Origin of the sequence: Nocardiopsis sp. FR4, assembly GCF_009830945.1 — a bacterium.
Lineage (GTDB): Bacteria > Actinomycetota > Actinomycetes > Streptosporangiales > Streptosporangiaceae > Nocardiopsis.
Genome location: NZ_VWVV01000028.1, coordinates 11,313 through 27,407 on the forward strand (window position 1 = coordinate 11,313; position 16,095 = coordinate 27,407).

Here is a 16,095-nt window from a genome sequence, read left to right on the forward strand (position 1 = left end):
ACCCCGCCCCGGACGGCGCCCTCCGACCACACCGCCCCGCGCGCGGTCCCGTACCCGTGGACGGGCCCGGTACCCGGAGCCGTCACACGTACGGGACCGCCGGGGGCGGTCCCTCCCGAAAGTCCGCTAGCCGCGCTCGAAGTGGCGGCGGCGCTCGAAGTCGGTGACCGAGGCCGAGAACGCGGCCAGCTCCGCGCGGGCCGCCGCCGCGTAGTGTCGCACCACGTCCGGGCCGAAGCAGGTCCGGGCCGGGGCGCTGGACTCCCAGGCCAGCACCGCCTCCTCCAGGGAGGCGGGCAGCCGGGGCAGGTCCGCCTCGGCTGCGTTGCCCCGGACGGGCTCGGGCAGCTCCAGCTCCCGGTCGACGCCGTACAGGCCCGCCGCGACGATCCCCGCCACCGCCGTGTAGGGGTTGGCGTCCCCGCCCGGCACCCGGAACTCGATCCGCGCCGAGTCCCCCGAGCCCACCACCCGCACCGGGCACGTGCGGTTGTCCAGCCCCCAGGAGACGGTGCTGGGCGCGTAGCCCAGCGGGGACAGGCGCTTGAAGGAGTTGACGTTGGGCGCCCACAGCAGCGCGAAGTCGCGCATGCACGCCAGCTGGCCCGCCACGAAGTGCTCCATCACCCGGGACATGCCGTACCGCCCCGAGCCGTCGTCGGCGAACACCGGCTCCCCGTTCCCGTCGCGCAGCGACAGGTGCACGTGGCAGGAGTTGCCCTCGCCCTCGTCGAACTTGGCCATGAAGGTCAGCGCCACCCCGGCCTGGGCGGCCAGCGCACGGGCCCCCGCCTTGTAGACCACGTGGTTGTCGCAGGTGCGCAGGGCCTCGTCGTAGCGGAACACGATCTCGTACTGGCCCGGGTGGCACTCCCCGCGCGCGGACTCCACCGTCATGCCGGTGCGCTCCATCGCGGTGCGGATGCGGCGCACGAGCGGGTCGATCTCGGCCACCTCGGGCAGCGCGTAGTCGGAGTTGAACCGGGTCGCGCTGGTCAGGCCGCGGTAGTCGGCCTCGAAGGCCTCCTGGTAGGAGTCGCGGAAGACCAGGAACTCCAGTTCGGTCCCGGCCAGGGCGTGCCAGCCGCGCTCGGCGAGCCGCTCCAGCTGGGTGCGCAGCACCTGCCGGGGCGCCACCGCCACCGGGCGCCCGTCGGCGCCGCGGGCGTCGCCGAGGACCAGCGCGGTGCCCGGGTCCCAGGGCAGGTAGCGCAGGGTGCCGGGGTCGGGCACGATCGCGAAGTCGCCGAGCCCGCCGCCCCACGGGTCGGTGGCGTAGCCCGGCCGCGACTCCATCTCCACGTCGGTGGCCAGCAGGTAGAGGCAGGCGCCGAACCCCTCCGACAGCACCCGGGAGGCGAAGTCGCGCGGGTTGAGGCGGCTGCCCTGCACCCGGCCCTGCAGGTCGGGCAGGGCCACGATGACGTCGCTGATCGCCCCGGCGGCGGCGTCGGCGCGCAGCCGCTCCAACGGGACGGGGAAGGGCGGGGGCGGCGGCGCGGGCGGCAGGGTCTCGCGCAGGGGCGGCAGGCCGTCGCCGATGAGCGGGCTCACGCGCGGCCCCCCGTCCGGTGCGGCCGCTCGGGCCGGTCCCGGGGGTCGGGCCGGTGCAGCGGGTTGGGCACCGGGGGCGCGTCCAGGTGGAACTCCGCGTCGCGCTCGGCCCGGTCGTGGTAGCCGCCGCCCAGCAGGCGCTCCCGGTTCAGGCAGACCCGCTCGAAGGCGGGCGCCAGCAGGTCGAACAGGGCGAAGCGGTCGGCCAGCTCGGGGAACCCGGCCTGGTAGCGCAGCACCTCGGCGCGCACCAGCTCCCAGAACCGCTCCTCGGGCACGCCGAGGTGCTCCTCCGCCAGCGGGGCCAGGTAGCGGAAGTGCCCCACGAACAGCGACTTGACGACGGAGGAGGTCAGTTCCGCGGCGTCGAAGCGCATCAGCACGCCCAGCGCCTCGGCGGGCAGGTCGGCGTACTCGGGCAGGTCGGTGTCCAGCAGCTTCATGTCGTCCACGAAGTCCTTGACCGCCAGCCGCACCGGCCGGTCGCGGTCGTCGTAGACCACGACGGCGTTCTCCCCGTGCGGGTTGAACGCCAGCCCGTACCGGTAGAGCAGGTGCAGCACCGGCGGCAGGACGGCGGCGAACAGCGCGCGCAGCCACTCCTGGGCGGGCAGGCCCGAGCGCTCCACGAGTTCGGCGGTCAGCGCACGCCCGTGCGCGTCCACGTGCAGCAGCGCGGCCAGGGTGCGGGCCCGCTCGCCCGGCTCCAGCAGCTCGGTGACCGGCTCGCGCCACAGCGCGCCGAGCAGCTGCCGGTGCCGGTAGGGGGCGTCGGGGATCTCCTCCAGGACCGGGTGGCGCACGGCCACCGCGGCGACCTCGCCGGGCAGCACCACCCGGCAGTGCTCGGACAGGAACGCGTCGCGCCCGCGCAGGGCGTGCACCCACCGGGTGCTGGCGGGCGCGGCCCGGCACAGCTCGGTGGGGATCCCCCGGTAGACCATCGTGTTGAGGATGGCCAGCGAGAGCTTGACGTTGAGCCGCCCGGGACGGGTGAGGTTGGTGAAGGTGCGGATGGACTGCTGGGGCAGGTAGTCGTCGTCGGCCTCGCCCAGCGGCACGATCAGGCCCTCGGCGAGTTCGGCGGCGAACAGGGGCACCACCACCTCGTCCCACTGCCAGGGGTGCACCGGCAGCCACACGAACTCCGCGGCCCGCCCGCCGCCGGAGCGCACCGCCTCCTCCAGGCGCCCGGTGAACAGGGCGGTCAGCTCCGGGCCCAGTTCGGCGGCGCGCAGGGCCTCCTGGTCCAGACCGGGAACGCCGTGGTGCTCGGCCAGGGAGCGGTGCACGGCGATCCACGGCAGGCGCAGGGGCCGCCGGGCCTCGGGCGGGTAGTGGGCGCGGTCGCGGGCGGAGAAGCCCACCCTCCCCTTGTTGGCGAAGATCCAGGGGTGGCCGCCCTGGTGCCCCTCCAGCCCGGCGTGCGGCAGGTCGGCCAGCTCGGCGCTGGTGGCGGCCGTCGCGGCCAGGCGGGCGTCGGCGCTCAGGGTCGCGGTCAGCTCCCCCACGGTGAAGGCCTCCACGGCCGGGTCCACGGCCCCGGCCGTACCCAGGTCGCGCAGCAGGGTGAAGGGCGAGGCGGGTGTGCGGGCGCCGTCGGCGGCCTCGCGCAGGACGCCGCCGGGGTCGACCCGCCAGCCGTCCATGCCGGTGCGCCGTCCGGTGAACAGGTAGGCGGCGCCGTCGTGGACGCGGACCCGCCAGCGCCCGCCGCCGGGAGCCCCCTCCGGCTCGGGGCGCAGCGCGTACTCGAAGCACAGCTCGGCGACCATCTTGGCGGTCAGGTGCTCGCTGGCGCGCCGCCAGTGCGCGGGGGTCAGCTCCGCCGGTACCGGCGGGGGCGGCGCGGCGCCGGACGCGCGGTCCGGCGCCTGGTCGTGCACCTGTTCGGGCGCCTGGTCGGGTGCGGCGGTCATCGCGGTCTCCGGGGTGGTGGTCGTGGCGGGTGCGGCGTCGGGGAGCGGAGGGCGGTTCAACGGCCGTCCCCGGCCCCGGTCCGTTCCTCGGATCGGTCTCCGGCCCGGTCCCCGGGTACGGCGAGCGGGTTGTCGACCGTGCCGTGCATGACGTCGAACTCGGCGTCGCGCTCGGCCCGTTCGTGGAACCCGCCCCCCATGAGCTGCTCGCGGTTCAGGGCGACGCGGCCCACCCGGGGGGCCAGCAGGTCGAACCAGGCGAAGCGGTCGGCGAGCTCGGGGAAGCGCGCGTGGTAGGCCAGCACCTGCTCGCGCGCCAGCGCCCACAGCCGCGCGCCGGGCAGGCCCAGCTGGCGCTCGACGATGTCGGCGAGGAAGCGCAGGTGCCCGGCGCCGATCGCGGAGAGCACCGAGTGCGCCAGCTCCTCGGGCTTCCAGCGGTGCAGCACGGCGCGCACGTGCTCGGGGATCTCGGCGTACTCGGGCAGGTCGAAGGGAAGGAGCTCCACGTCCGATCCGAAGTCCTTGAGCGCGATGCGCACGGGCGCCTCGTCCGCGTCGAAGACGAGCACGACGTTCTCCCCGTGCGGGGTGAAGGAGGCCCCGTACCGGTACAGGTAGTGCAGCACCGGCGGGAGCAGGGCGCCCAGGAAGCGGCGCAGCCACTCCTCGGCGCCCAGCCCGGAACGCTCCACCAGCTCGGCGACCAGGGCCCGGCCGTCGGCGCCCTCCAGCAGCAGGCAGGCCATGGTGCGGGCGCGCTCGCCCCCGGCCAGGTGGCGGTGGATCGGCTCGCGCCAGATGGTGCCCAGCAGCTCGTGGAAGCGGTAGGGGGCCTGCGACATCCGGTCGAAGACCGGGTGCGGGACGGTGGCCGAGGCCCGCTCGGCGAGCATGACCACCCCCGTCTCCAGGAAGAAGGGGTCGCGTTCGGCCAGGGCGCGCAGCCAGGTGCTGGTGTGCGGGGCGCACCCGGTCTGGGTGCCCGACAGCCCCCGCCACACCAGGGTGTTGCGGATCATCAGGGGCACCTTGACGTTGAGCCGGTCGGGCCGGTCCAGGTTCATCAGGGTGCGGATGGACTGGAAGGGGCGGTACCGGTCCCGGCTGAGTCCCAGGCGCACCACCCGCCCCAGAGCGATCTCGGAGGCGAAGAGCGGGGCGATGACCTCGTCCCACTGGAAGGGGTGCACCGGCAGCCACAGGTAGGCGTCCGGATCGCCGCCGCGCCCGCGCACGCGCTCGGCGAAGGCGGCCCGCTGGTCGGCGTCCAGCTCTCCGGCCAGCAGCGTGGCGCGGTCGGTCCCGGCCATCGCCTGGAAGCGGCCCAGGTCGGGGTGGACGGCGATCCACACCAGGTGGAAGGCGCCGCGCGCCTCGGGGGTGTAGCGCGCGGCGTCGGCGGCGGAGAAACCCAGACGGCCCTTGTTGACGAAGATGCACGGGTGCCCGGTCTGGTACCCCTCCAGGTCCTCGTAGGGCAGGTCGGCCAGCTCGGCCGCGGGCAGCGCGTCGGCCGTCAGGCGGGCGTCGGCGGCGTGCGTGGCCAGCAGGTCGCGCACCACCTCCGCCAGGGAGTCACCGGGCAGGCCCACGGTCTCCTGGGTGTCGGTGACGAACCGGGTGGGGTCCCACGCGGGCTCCTCGCCGCTCCCGGTACGGCGGACCAGGGAGGCGGCGTCCACGTGCCAGGAGCCGAACCCGCCCCGGCGGGCGGTGAAGGCGTAGGACGTCCCGCCGTCCGCCTCCAGGATCCAGGCGTTCGGGCCCCGCTCCGGCTCGGGCCGGGGCAGGACCATCTCCTCGTAGGCCAGCTCGCCGACCATGTGGGCGAGCAGGCGCCGGCCGGCCCGGCGCCAGACGTCGGGGTCGGTGGTGGCGCGGTCGTCGTCGCGGTCGGTGTACGCGGTCTCAGGCATGCTGTGTGTCTTCCGTCCGGTGCGCGGTCGTGGTCGGTGGGGCGGGTGCGGCGGGAGGCGTGCGCCCGGGTGGCAGGGCCAGGACGAGGGCGAGCACGCCGAACAGGGCCGCCCCGGCGGCCAGGGGCAGGCCCAGCCCGGCTCCGGCCAGGGCCGTGGCCAGCACGGGACTGACCAGGGTCGCGCCCACCCGCACGGTGGCCACGACGGAGAAGGCCGGTCCGCGGGCCCCGGTCACCTCGAACACCCGCAGGTCCAGGGCCACGTGCCCCAGGCCCAGCCCGGCGCCGAACACCACCCGCCCCAGGGCCAGCAGGGCGGGGTCGGGGGTGAGGAACTGCGCCAGCAGGCCCAGGGCGGCCACCGCGCAGGAGACCGGGAGCAGGGACCGGCCCAGCAGGGCGTGCGCCCGGTGCGCCAGGGGCAGGACCGCCAGCACCGTGACCTGCGGCAGCAGGAACAGCAGCGCCGCCGCGGTGGTGCCCGCCCCGCCGTCCTCGGCGTACAGGGTGAAGAAGGGGCGCACCACCAGGCGGGCGGTCTCGGCCGCCAGCACGGCCGTGCACACCGCCGCCAGGGCGACCAGGGCCGTACGCCCCCGCCGGGGGGCGGGGCCGGCGTTCGGGGGTTCGGAGCCGTCGGGGTCCGTGCCCCCGGGGGTGAGCGCCGGGCCGTCGGCGGAGCGGGGCAGGCGGCGGTGGCACAGCACCGCCAGCGCCACGTACAGCAGGGAGCACGCCGCGATCCCGTACCGGGGTTCGGGCAGCGCCATGATCGCGGCGCCCAGCACGGTGGCGACCACGACCCCGCCGTTGACGACGTAGGCGAACAGCGTCACGTCGCGTACGCGGTCGCGGCCGGTGCCCACGAACGCCGGATAGGCCAGCGTGAAGGCCATGGTGACCACCACCGAGGCGGCCGACAGCACCAGGAACGCGAGGTAGGAGGGCGCCGCGGCCAGCACCAGCTCCAGCACCGCCGCCACGGCCAGCGAGCCCACCACCAGCGAGCGCAGTGAGGCGCGGCGCGCGGCCAGCCCCCACAGCGGCATGGCCGCCAGGGCGGCCACCCGGCACACCCAGATGTAGGTCCCGGTGGCCGCGGGGTCGGTGACCCCGAACAGCCGCTCGAACAGCTGCGGGTAGAACGGGCTCAGCGCCACGTCCCCCACCAGGTGCAGGAGGACGACCAGCAGGTACAGGCGCCGGAAGGCCGGAGCCGTCATCGCCCCTCCCGGGACGGCGCTCCGAAGGAGGTGAACGCCGTGCGCTCCGGCAGCCGGTAGACCGTGCGCCCGGCCAGGCTGTTGAGGATGGTGGCCGCCCGCCAGGCCCCCAGGCCCAGGTCGGGCGCGCCCACTCCGTGCGTGTGGAGTTCGGCGTTCTGCACGTGGATGGGCGCGGTCAGCTCCGGGTCGGCGGCCAGCCGCAGGTCCTCACCCACCACGGGGCGGCCCCGGTCATCGGTGTGCAGCAGTTTGGCCACCGGCGCCAGGAAGCCGGGCTCGCGCTGGGCGTAGCCGGAGGCGGCGACGACCGCCTCGGTGCGCACGCTGAACTCGCGGTCCTGCTCGCGGTGGCGGAAGGTGAGTTCGTAGCCGTTCCCGTCGGCGCGCGCACCCAGCAGCTCGCACTGCGCCCGCAGGCTGGCGCCCACCGGCGCCCCGGCGATGCCGCGCTCGTAGAGCACGTCGTGGATCTCGGCGATGGTGTCGGCGCTGATGCCCTTGTACAGCTGCCACTGCGCGGGCACGACCCGGTCCTTCACCTGCTGGGGCAGGGCGTGGAAGTAGCGGGTGTAGTCAGGGGTGAAGTGCTCCAGGCCCAGCTTGGAGTACTCCATCGGCGCGAAGGCGGGGGAACGGGTCAGCCAGCGCACGTGTGCGTCGCGGTGCGCGGGCGAGCGCAGCAGGTCCAGGAACACCTCCGCGCCGGACTGCCCCGAGCCCAGCACGGTCACGTCGCCCAGCCCGGCCAGCCCCGGGGCGCGGTCGGCGTAGTCGGCGGCGTGGAAGACCCGCTCGCCGACCAGGTCGGCCAGCGGCTCGGGCAGCACCGGCTCGGTGCCGATGCCCAGCACCAGCGCCCGCCCGCGCGCGGCGGCGCGCGTGCCGTCCGCCGCGGCGTACTCCACGGTGAACACGCCGTCCTCGTGGTGCACGGCCGTGACGAGGGCGTCGAAGCGGCACGAGGGCAGCTGTCGGGCCACCCAGCGGCAGTAGTCGTCGTACTCGCGGCGGGGCACGTGGAAGTGCTCGGCGAAGTAGAAGGGGAACAGGCGGTCGTGCTCGCGCAGGTAGGACAGGAACGACCACCGGCTGGTGGGGTCCACCAGGCTGACCAGGTCGGCCAGGAAGGGCACCTGCAGGCGGGCGCCCTCCAGCAGCAGGCCCGGGTGCCAGGAGAAGGACGGGCGCGCCTCCAAAAAAAGGGGGTCCAGCCCCGGGACGGCGTCGGCCAGCGCGGCCAGGGCCAGGTTGAACGGGCCCAGTCCCACGCCCACCACGTCGTGCACGCGGTCGTCGTCGGAGCGGGAGGGCGGTACGGGGCCGGGGAGCGGGCCGGGGGCGGAGGTCAACGGGACTCCTTCAGGGCGGCGGCCTCGGCGTCGCCCGCGGCGACGACCTCGGCGAGCAGGGACGCGGTCTCGTCCGGGGTGGTGTCGGGGTTGAGCAGGGTGAGCTTGAGCCACACGCGGCCGTCGATCTGGGTGCGCCCGATCACGGCCCGGCCCTGCTCCAGCAGGCGGCGGCGCAGTCGGGCGTTGACGGCGTCGCTGTGTTCGCCCGCGTCGTAGCGGAACACGACGGTGGTCAGGGAGGGGGCGGTGGCCAGGATTAGGCGCGGGGCGGCCACCACGTGCGAGGCGGTGCGCAGGGCCAGGTCGTGGCAGGCGTCCACGAGGCGTCCCAGGCCGTCGGTGCCCAGGGCGCGCAGGGTGACGGCGATCTTGAACACGTCGGCCCGGCGGGTGGTGCGCAGGGAGTAGCCGAGCAGGCTGGGGTATCCGGCCTCCTCGTCGTCGGTCGGGTTGAGGTAGTCCACCGAGCGCGACAGCGGGGCGAACAGGGCGCGTTCGCGGGTGAGCAGGATCCCGGCCGCCACCGGCTGCCAGCCGAGCTTGTGCAGGTCCATGCTGACCGAGTCGGCCCGCTCCAGCCCGGCGAGGAACCCGCGCAGGCGCCGGGAGAACAGCAGGCCGCCGCCGTAGGCCGCGTCCACGTGCAGCCACACGCCGAACTCGCGGGCGACGCGGGCGACGGCCGCCAGGGGATCGATGCCGCCCAGGTCGGTGGTGCCCGCGGTGGCCACCACCGCGACCGGCAGGTCCCCCTCCGCGCGCAGGCGCGCCAGGGTCTCGCGCAGCGCGGCCGGACGCATCCGGTGCTGCGCGTCCACGTCCACGGTGACCACCGCGTCCTCGCCCAGGCCCAGCAGGGCGGCCGAGCGCTGCACGGAGAAGTGCGCGACCGCGCCGCACACGATCCGGGGGCGGGCGCCGCCCGCGGCCCGGGCCACGCCGTGGCGGCTGGCGTCGCGGCCGCCCTCCCCGCCCAGGGCGGAGTCGCGGGCCAGCAGCAGGGCGGTGAGGTTGGACTCGGTGCCGCCGGAGGTGACGACGCCGCCCGCGCTCTCGCCCCGGTAGCCGACCAGGTCCGCGAGTTCGGCCACGAGCTGGGTCTCCATGGCGGTGGCGGCGGGCGCCTGGTCCCAGGAGTCCAGGGACTGGTTGAGGACGGAGGCGACGGTGTCGGCGGCCACCGCCACGGCCAGCGGCGGGCAGTGCAGGTGTGCGGCGCAGCGCGGGTGGGCGGGGTCGGCGGCCCCGGTGGCCAGTACCCGGGTCAGCCTGGTCAGGACGTCCACGGCGAGCCCGCCGGCGGCGCCGGCGGGGCCCAGCGCCTCGCGGACCGCGTCGGCGACCTGCCGGGGGGTCCGGGCCGGAAGCGGTCCGCCGCGTGCGGCTCCGGCCTCGGCCAGGGCCGTGGTCGCCGCCTCGACCAGGGCGGCGACCACGGCGGGGCCGCCGGGAGCCCCCGCGAACACGTCGGCCAGCGGGGAGACCGCGTGGGGGAGCGCGGGCGGGGTCGGGGGTCCGGACACACAGGCGCCTGGAGTGACGGGGTCGACACGTGGAGTGATGGTCATGGGAAGTCGGGCTCCGGTTTCTGCCGTGGCCGGTCGCGGGCACGCGGATTCGGGGTGGGGCCGGGGCGTGCCCGGCGGGGAGGAACCTGGGGAGGGCGTCAGCGGGCCAGCGGCAGGACCAGGCAGTGGTGCGCGCGCCAGCCCTCGTGCGGGGCGAGGTCGCCCACGTGCCGCCAGCCGTTGCGCAGGAGGATGTCGCGGGCGCGGGTGTTGCCCCGGGCCACCAGCCCGGCGGCCCGCTCCTCGCGGCGTCCGGCGAGGAGGAAGGGCAGCGCGCGCTCCACGATCCCGGTGCCGCGGTAGGGGGCGTGGATGAGCGCCTCGCACATGGCGAAGGTGCGGCCCGGGCGCTCGGCGGTGACCTCGTCGGCGTCCACGCCCGGCGCCGGGGCGAGTCCGTCCCACCAGCCGGTGGTGGTGGGCAGGGTGTAGCCGTAGGCGAACCCGGCCAGCTCCCCGTCCGCCCTGCACGCGGTGAGCCTGAAGCCCGGGCGGGCGGCGCTGAAGGCCAGGCGCTCACCGAAGGGCGGGTCGCTGTGGTCGGGCAGGTGCAGGACGTCGGCGTACACCGCCTCGTAGGCCTCGACCCAGGGGGAGGGGTCGGCGAGGACCTCGGCGCCGGTGAGGTTGTCCACCCGCCAGGTGGCGGCGGGGGCGGCGGGGGATACGGGCACGGGAACTCCTTCGTCGGGGGGTGCGCACGGAAAAGCCATAATAATTAGGGCAGGCTTACCTAAGTGTGTCAAGGTCTCCGGGGGAGTGACCCGGGGCACACCGCCGCTCAGTGCGTGCGGCTGTCCACGCTCACCCGGGGAGCCGCCGGATGGCCCAGGAACGCGGGCATCGCGAACTCGTGCCCGTAGGCGCCCGCGTTGGGGAAGACCAGGACGTCACCGGCGCGCAGCGCGTCCACCCGCACGTCCCGGGCCAGCACGTCCTCGGGGGTGCACAGCTCCCCGCACACCGTCACCGAGACCCCCGCCGCCGCGGGCCGGGGGACCCCCACGGGCCACGGTCCGCCCTCCAGCACCGCGAAGTTGTGCCGGATCTCCCAGGAGGTCGGCAGCTGGAAGTGGTTGATCCCGCCCCGCACCACCGCGAAGTGCTCCCCGTAGGCCGCCTTGACGTCCGTCACCCGGGCCGCGTACCAGCCCGCGGGCGCCGCGATCCAGCGCCCCGGCTCCAGGACCACCTCCACGCCCGGGTCGGGCAGTCCGGACAGTGCGGCGCCGAACCCCGCCAGGTCGAAGTCGGCCGTGCCCTCCTCGAAGGGCACGCCCAGCCCGCCGCCCACGTCCACCAGGCGCAGGTCCACCCCGTGCTCGCGGGCGGTCTTGTCCGCCCACTCCAGGCACCAGCGCACGTAGGCGGCGTGCGCTCCGGCGTCGGTGTTGCCGCTGACCGCGTGCACGTGGAAGCCCACCACGTCCAGCCCCGGAAGGGCCAGGGCCGTGCGCACGGCCTCGGGGACCAGCGGCTCGGGGACGCCGAAGGGGCCGGGGGTACCGCCCATCACCAGGGCCCCGCTGACCGGGACGCGCTCGGGGTTGACGCGCAGGGCCACCGGCAGCACCGTGCCCGCCTCGCGGGCCGCGGCCGAGATCCGGTGCAGCTCCAGCTCGCTCTCGGCGTTGACCACCACGTCCGCGCCCCGCTCGGCGCGCAGGCGGGCCAGCCCGGACAGCAGCTCGGGGGTCTTGCCCGGCCCGCTCACCGCGATCCGCGCGCCGCCGGGGCCCGTGCGCCGTCCGCGCAGGGCCGCCAGCGAGGTGTGCGCCTCGCGCAGGGAGGCCGCCTCGAACCCGTCCACCGCCTCGGCCAGGTGGGCGAGTACCGGTTCGAAGCCGTTGGCCTTGACCGCGAAGTACACCCGCGCCCAGGAGGGCAGCGACCCGCGCAGCGTGCGGGCGCGCTCGGCGGCCAGCGCCGGGTCGTAGACGTAGCCCGAGCCGGAACCGGCCGCCAGCTCCAGGGCCGCCCGGCGCACGCGCTCGGGGATCCGTTCGGCGGGCAGGGCGGGGGCGTGGTCGAAGGAGCGGGGCGGTTCCATGGAACCCCTTCCGGGAGGGCGCGCGGGGTATGTGGTCCGGACGTCGGTGCGGGTGCGGGGCCGGGGCGGCCCCGCCCCGGGGGAGGGCCGCTAGCGCTGCGGGTCCACGCCGAAGATCTCGGCCACGTCGTCCAGCACGGCGTGCGCGGAGATCAGGCCGACACCGGACATCCAGTAGGCGTCGTCCACGTCCGTCTTGGTGCCCTCCAGCTCGCCCCACAGCGGGTTGGTGACGTAGCGCTCCTTGTCCTCGGCCACCTCACCGGCCTCGCCGTCGTCGTAGGTGGCCACCAGGATGTGGTCGGCCTCCAGGTCCATCAGGCGCTCGGGGCTGTGGTAGGTCGCGATCTCCTCGGAGTCGGTCTCCGTGTTCTCGCTGGGGGGCAGGCCCAGGTCGTCCATGATCACGCCGATGTAGGAGTTGCGGGTGTAGAGCCGCACGCCGTCGGCGTCACCGGCGAAGCGCACCACCGACACGGTGGGGAGCTCACCGTCCGTGGACTCGGCGATCTCCTCGCCGATGGCCGCGGCGCGCTCCTCGAACTCGCTCACCAGCCGGTCGGCCTCCTCGGCCATGCCCATCGCCTCGCCGGTCAGGCGCAGGTTGTCCTTCCAGGAGGCGCCGGTGGTCTCCGACATCACGGTCGGGGCGACCTCGCTGAGCTGGCCGTAGCCGTCGCCGTGGCGCACCTCGGCGGACAGGATCAGGTCCGGCTCGGCCTGGGCGACCCGCTCGGGGTCGACCTCCCACAGCAGGCCCACCGACTCGGCCTCCTCGGCGCTGCCCTTGTTCCAGTCGCTCTCGAACAGGTAGTCGGGCAGGGTGTCCTGGCCCTCGGCGATCTGGGTGAAGCCCACGACGTTTCCGCCCAGGGCGAGGGTGGCGTCCACGTAGGTGAAGTCCAGCGGCAGCACGCGCTCGGGCGCGGCCGGGATCTCGGTCTCGCCCATGGCGTGCTCGACCGTGAGGGGGAAGCCCCCGGCGGTCTCCCCTCCGGCGGCGGAGCCGGCCTCCTCCTCGGGGCCGCTCGCGCCGCAGGCGGTCACCAGGGTCAGGGATGCGGCGACGGCCAGGGGCAGGCCCGTGCGTCGCAGGTGTGCGAGGGTGTTCATGCTGGGGGCTCCCGGGAGTTGCAGGGGAAAACGGAGTCCGCGGCCACGGAAACAGCACACTTCACCAGGTGAGGTGTCGTCTCAGGCCGAGTCGTGGCAAACTTAGATCATCCGGGTGTGGCTAGGCAAACCTAAGTTAGGTCGGCCTGGCCTCTTTCATGAGTAGGGAGAACGGGTGAGGAACACGACCGGGACGCCGACGACCCCCACGGCGTCGGGGCTGGCGGCCGCCGCGGGCGACGCGGTCGCGGCCCGCCGGAGACGCAGAATCTCGGGCCTGTTCCTGCTGCTCGCGCTGCTGTGCCTGGCCACCGCCGCCAGCGTCCTGGTCGGCGCCCGCGCCCTGACCCCCGGAACCGTCTGGCTGGCCCTGACCGGTACCGCGGGCAGCGAGGCCGACATCATCGTCCACCAGATCCGCCTGCCGCGCACCGCGCTCGGCCTGCTCGCCGGGATCAGCCTGGGCCTGGGCGGCGCCCTCATGCAGGGCCACACCCGCAACCCCCTGGGCGACCCCAGCATCCTCGGCGTCACCTTCGGCGCCGCCCTGGCCGTGGTGCTGGGCATTCTGCTCTTCGGCGTCACCACCCTGTACACCCAGGCCTGGTTCGCCTTCGCGGGCGCCGCCGCGGCCACCGTGCTGGTCTACGCGATCGGATCCGTCCCCGGGCGCGGCCCCACACCCATCACCCTGGCCCTGGCCGGAACCGCGGTGAGCTGGCTGGCCTACTCACTGGTGTCCGGGCTGGTACTGCTCGACCAGACCACCATGGAGAACTTCCGGTTCTGGCGGGTGGGCTCCCTGGTGGGCCGCGACCCCTCCGTGCTCGCCCCCATGGTCGCCGTGGTCGCCGCGGGCACGCTCATGGCCCTGGCCAACGCCCGGGCCCTGAACGCGCTGGCGCTGGGCGAGGACACCGCCCGCGCCCTGGGCTTCCGGATCGGCCGGGCCCGCACCACCGGGCTGGTCGCCATCACCCTGCTCACCGGCGTCACCGTCGCCGCCTGCGGTCCCATCGCCTTCGTCGGCCTCATCGTGCCGCACATCGCCCGGGGCGTCGTGGGCGCCGACTACCGCTGGCTGCTGCCCTACTCGGCGCTCATGGGCGCGAGCCTGCTGCTGCTCGCCGACGTCCTGGGCCGCTTCCTCGCCCCGCCCGGGGAGCTCCAGGTCGGCGTGGTCCTGGCCCTGATCGGCGCACCCTTCTTCGTCCACATCGTCCGCCGCCGGAGACTCCTCGCCCTATGACCTCCACCCCCTCCCCCGACGGCGCCCGCGCGCGGGCCCTGGACCGCCTGGCCGCCGCGCGCCGGGCGGTCCGGCTCGGCCCGGTCTCGCTGCCGCTGCGGCCCCGCCTGGTAGCGGTGGGACTGGTGACCACCCTGGTCCTGCTGGTGCTGGCGCTGCTCAACCTCTCCATCGGCGCGACCTTCCTGCCCCCCGACGTGGTCTGGGCCAACATCGTGGGCACCACCTACGACGACTACTTCACCGTCTGGCGGGTGCGCATGCCGCGCCTGGTGGTGGGCATGCTCGCCGGGGCCGCGCTGGCCGCCGCGGGCGCCATCACCCAGACCATCATGCGCAACCCCCTGGCCAGCCCCGACCTGCTCGGCGTCACCCACGGCGCCAGCGCGGGCGTGGTGGGCGTGATGGCCCTCGGCGGCAGCTACGGCATCCTCAGCGGCCCGCTGGCCAGTGTCGGCGTCCCCGCTCTGGCCCTGGTCGGCGGCCTGGCCGCCGGGACCGTGTGCTACGCCCTCGCCTGGCGGGGCGGTATCGACGGGTTCCGCCTGCTGCTGGTGGGCGTGGGGGTGTCCACGGTGCTGATGAACCTCACCCTGTGGATGCTCACCCTGGGCGAGGTCAGCGACACCGGCCGCGCCATGGTCTGGATCGCGGGCAGCCTGTCCATGCGCACCTGGCAGAACGCCCTCCCGGTGGCCGTGGCCCTGGCCGTCCTGCTGCCCCTGGCCCTGGTCGCCGCCCGCACCCTGGACGCGCTCTCCTACGGCGACGACGTCGCCGCGGGCCTGGGCGTGCGCCTGGAGCGGGCCCGCACCGCCACGCTGGTGCTGGCCGTGCTCCTGGCCGCCTTCGGCACCTCGGCCGCCGGACCCATCCTCTTCGTGTCCCTGGCCTGCCCGCAGATCGCGCTGCGCCTGGCCCGCACGCCGCGCCCGCCCGTCCTGCTCTCCGCCCTCGTCGGCGCCGCCCTGACCAGCGGAGCCGACCTGCTCGCCCGCAACCTGGCCGGAGTCCAGCTCCCGGTGGGCATCGTCACCGGCTGCCTGGGCGCCCTCTACCTCATCCACCTGCTCGTCCGCGGCAACCGGAAGGCCCACGCGTGACCATCCCACACACCACCACCCGCACCGACTCCGCTCCCGCCACCGCCCCGGCCCGGCTCAGCGCGCGCGGCCTCACCCTGGCCTACGACGACCACACCGTCGTGCGGGGCCTGGACGCCGACATCGTCGAGGGCACCGTCACCTGCGTCATCGGCCCCAACGGGTGCGGCAAGTCCACCCTTCTGCGCGCCCTGGGCAGGCTCATGAAGCCCCGGGCGGGCCTGGTCGAGCTGGACGGCCGCGACATCCACCGGGTGCCCACCCGCGAGGTCGCCGAGGTGCTGGGCGTGCTGCCCCAGCAGCCGGTGGCGCCGGACGGCCTCACCGTCGCCGACCTGGTCGCCCGCGGCCGACACCCCGCCCAGCGCTGGTACCGGCAGTGGTCGGGCGAGGACCACCAGGCGGTGGCCGCGGCCCTGGAGCGGACCGGGCTGCTGGAGCTGGCGGACGCCCCCCTGCAGGAGCTGTCCGGCGGGCAGCGCCAGCGCGCGTGGATCTCCATGGTCCTGGCGCAGGGCACCGACCTGCTGCTGCTGGACGAGCCCACCACCTTCCTGGACCTGGTCCACCAGGTGGACGTCCTGGACCTGGTGCGCGAGCTGCACCGCGAGGGCGGCCGCACCATCGTCATGGTGCTGCATGACCTCAACCTCGCCGCCCGCTACGCCGACACCGTCATCACCATGCGCCAGGGCCAGGTGGTGGCCTGCGGTCCGCCCGAGCGGGTGCTCACCCCCGAGCTGTTGCGCGAGGCCTTCGACCTGGAGGCGGTCGTGGTGGAGGACCCGGTCACCGGTGGCCCCATGGTGGTTCCGGTCGGCCGCAGCGGCCGGTCCTCCTGATCCGCGTGCCCCCCGCGTGCGGAGGAGGGCGCGGACGGAAAACCGAATCGTGGGAGCAAAGCCCCATGGCGGGCGTGTTCCGGGCGTGGCGCGTAGACCGGTCGGATCCGGATAGGTCATGATCGCGACCAGTGCCGACCCTAGGTAACCGTACCGATCTCCAGCGTGAAAGCACCAGGGAATGCGCGGGATTTGTAG

12 protein-coding genes are annotated in these 16,095 nt (G+C 75.2%); 3 read left to right on the forward strand and 9 right to left on the reverse strand.

Annotated features, from left to right (window positions below):
* Positions 1-126: 126 nt before the first annotated feature.
* From FYW95_RS21900 to FYW95_RS21940, 9 genes are all read right to left on the reverse strand, one after another.
* Complete coding sequence (locus tag FYW95_RS21900; RefSeq protein ID WP_160050705.1) at positions 127-1,554, reverse strand: glutamine synthetase family protein; 1,428 nt, start codon at positions 1,552-1,554, stop codon at positions 127-129.
* On the reverse strand, positions 1,551-3,533 hold the full coding sequence (locus FYW95_RS21905; protein ID WP_236568087.1) for an IucA/IucC family protein: 1,983 nt from the start codon (positions 3,531-3,533) through the stop codon (positions 1,551-1,553). The genes FYW95_RS21900 and FYW95_RS21905 overlap by 4 nt, the downstream gene beginning before the upstream one ends.
* Entirely contained in the window at positions 3,530-5,392 is a 1,863-nt protein-coding gene (locus FYW95_RS21910) for an IucA/IucC family protein (RefSeq protein WP_159945220.1), read from the reverse strand. Before FYW95_RS21910 ends, FYW95_RS21905 begins: the two co-directional genes overlap by 4 nt.
* The gene (locus FYW95_RS21915) at positions 5,385-6,617 is read right to left on the reverse strand and encodes an MFS transporter (RefSeq protein ID WP_159945219.1); all 1,233 of its coding nucleotides are present in this window, start codon (positions 6,615-6,617) and stop codon (positions 5,385-5,387) included. Before FYW95_RS21915 ends, FYW95_RS21910 begins: the two co-directional genes overlap by 8 nt.
* A complete protein-coding gene (locus FYW95_RS21920; protein ID WP_159945218.1) occupies positions 6,614-7,969 on the reverse strand; it encodes a lysine N(6)-hydroxylase/L-ornithine N(5)-oxygenase family protein in 1,356 nt (451 codons plus the stop codon). The genes FYW95_RS21915 and FYW95_RS21920 overlap by 4 nt, the downstream gene beginning before the upstream one ends.
* Positions 7,966-9,540: a pyridoxal phosphate-dependent decarboxylase family protein gene (locus FYW95_RS21925; RefSeq protein WP_160050706.1), complete on the reverse strand. Its 1,575-nt coding sequence runs from the start codon at positions 9,538-9,540 to the stop codon at positions 7,966-7,968. The genes FYW95_RS21920 and FYW95_RS21925 overlap by 4 nt, the downstream gene beginning before the upstream one ends.
* A 98-nt stretch (positions 9,541-9,638) precedes the next feature.
* Positions 9,639-10,214 (reverse strand): GNAT family N-acetyltransferase, encoded by a 576-nt coding sequence (locus tag FYW95_RS21930; protein WP_160050707.1) that lies wholly within the window; start codon positions 10,212-10,214, stop codon positions 9,639-9,641.
* A gap of 107 nt (positions 10,215-10,321) precedes the next feature.
* Positions 10,322-11,590: an alanine racemase gene (locus tag FYW95_RS21935; protein WP_159945215.1), complete on the reverse strand. Its 1,269-nt coding sequence runs from the start codon at positions 11,588-11,590 to the stop codon at positions 10,322-10,324.
* Positions 11,591-11,680: 90 nt separating this feature from the next.
* Complete coding sequence (locus FYW95_RS21940) at positions 11,681-12,703, reverse strand: ABC transporter substrate-binding protein (protein ID WP_159945214.1); 1,023 nt, start codon at positions 12,701-12,703, stop codon at positions 11,681-11,683.
* Positions 12,704-12,878: 175 nt separating this feature from the next.
* Here FYW95_RS21940 and FYW95_RS21945 point away from each other — a divergent pair, with 175 nt between their 5' ends.
* Genes FYW95_RS21945 through FYW95_RS21955 form a run of 3 tightly spaced genes read left to right on the forward strand, consistent with a single transcriptional unit; the run spans position 12,879 to position 15,897 of the window.
* The gene (locus FYW95_RS21945; protein ID WP_159945213.1) at positions 12,879-13,952 is read left to right on the forward strand and encodes a FecCD family ABC transporter permease; all 1,074 of its coding nucleotides are present in this window, start codon (positions 12,879-12,881) and stop codon (positions 13,950-13,952) included.
* Positions 13,949-15,055: a FecCD family ABC transporter permease gene (locus FYW95_RS21950; RefSeq protein WP_159945212.1), complete on the forward strand. Its 1,107-nt coding sequence runs from the start codon at positions 13,949-13,951 to the stop codon at positions 15,053-15,055. The genes FYW95_RS21945 and FYW95_RS21950 overlap by 4 nt, the downstream gene beginning before the upstream one ends.
* A complete protein-coding gene (locus FYW95_RS21955; RefSeq protein WP_201294982.1) occupies positions 15,052-15,897 on the forward strand; it encodes an ABC transporter ATP-binding protein in 846 nt (281 codons plus the stop codon). Before FYW95_RS21950 ends, FYW95_RS21955 begins: the two co-directional genes overlap by 4 nt.
* Positions 15,898-16,095 lie beyond the last annotated feature (198 nt).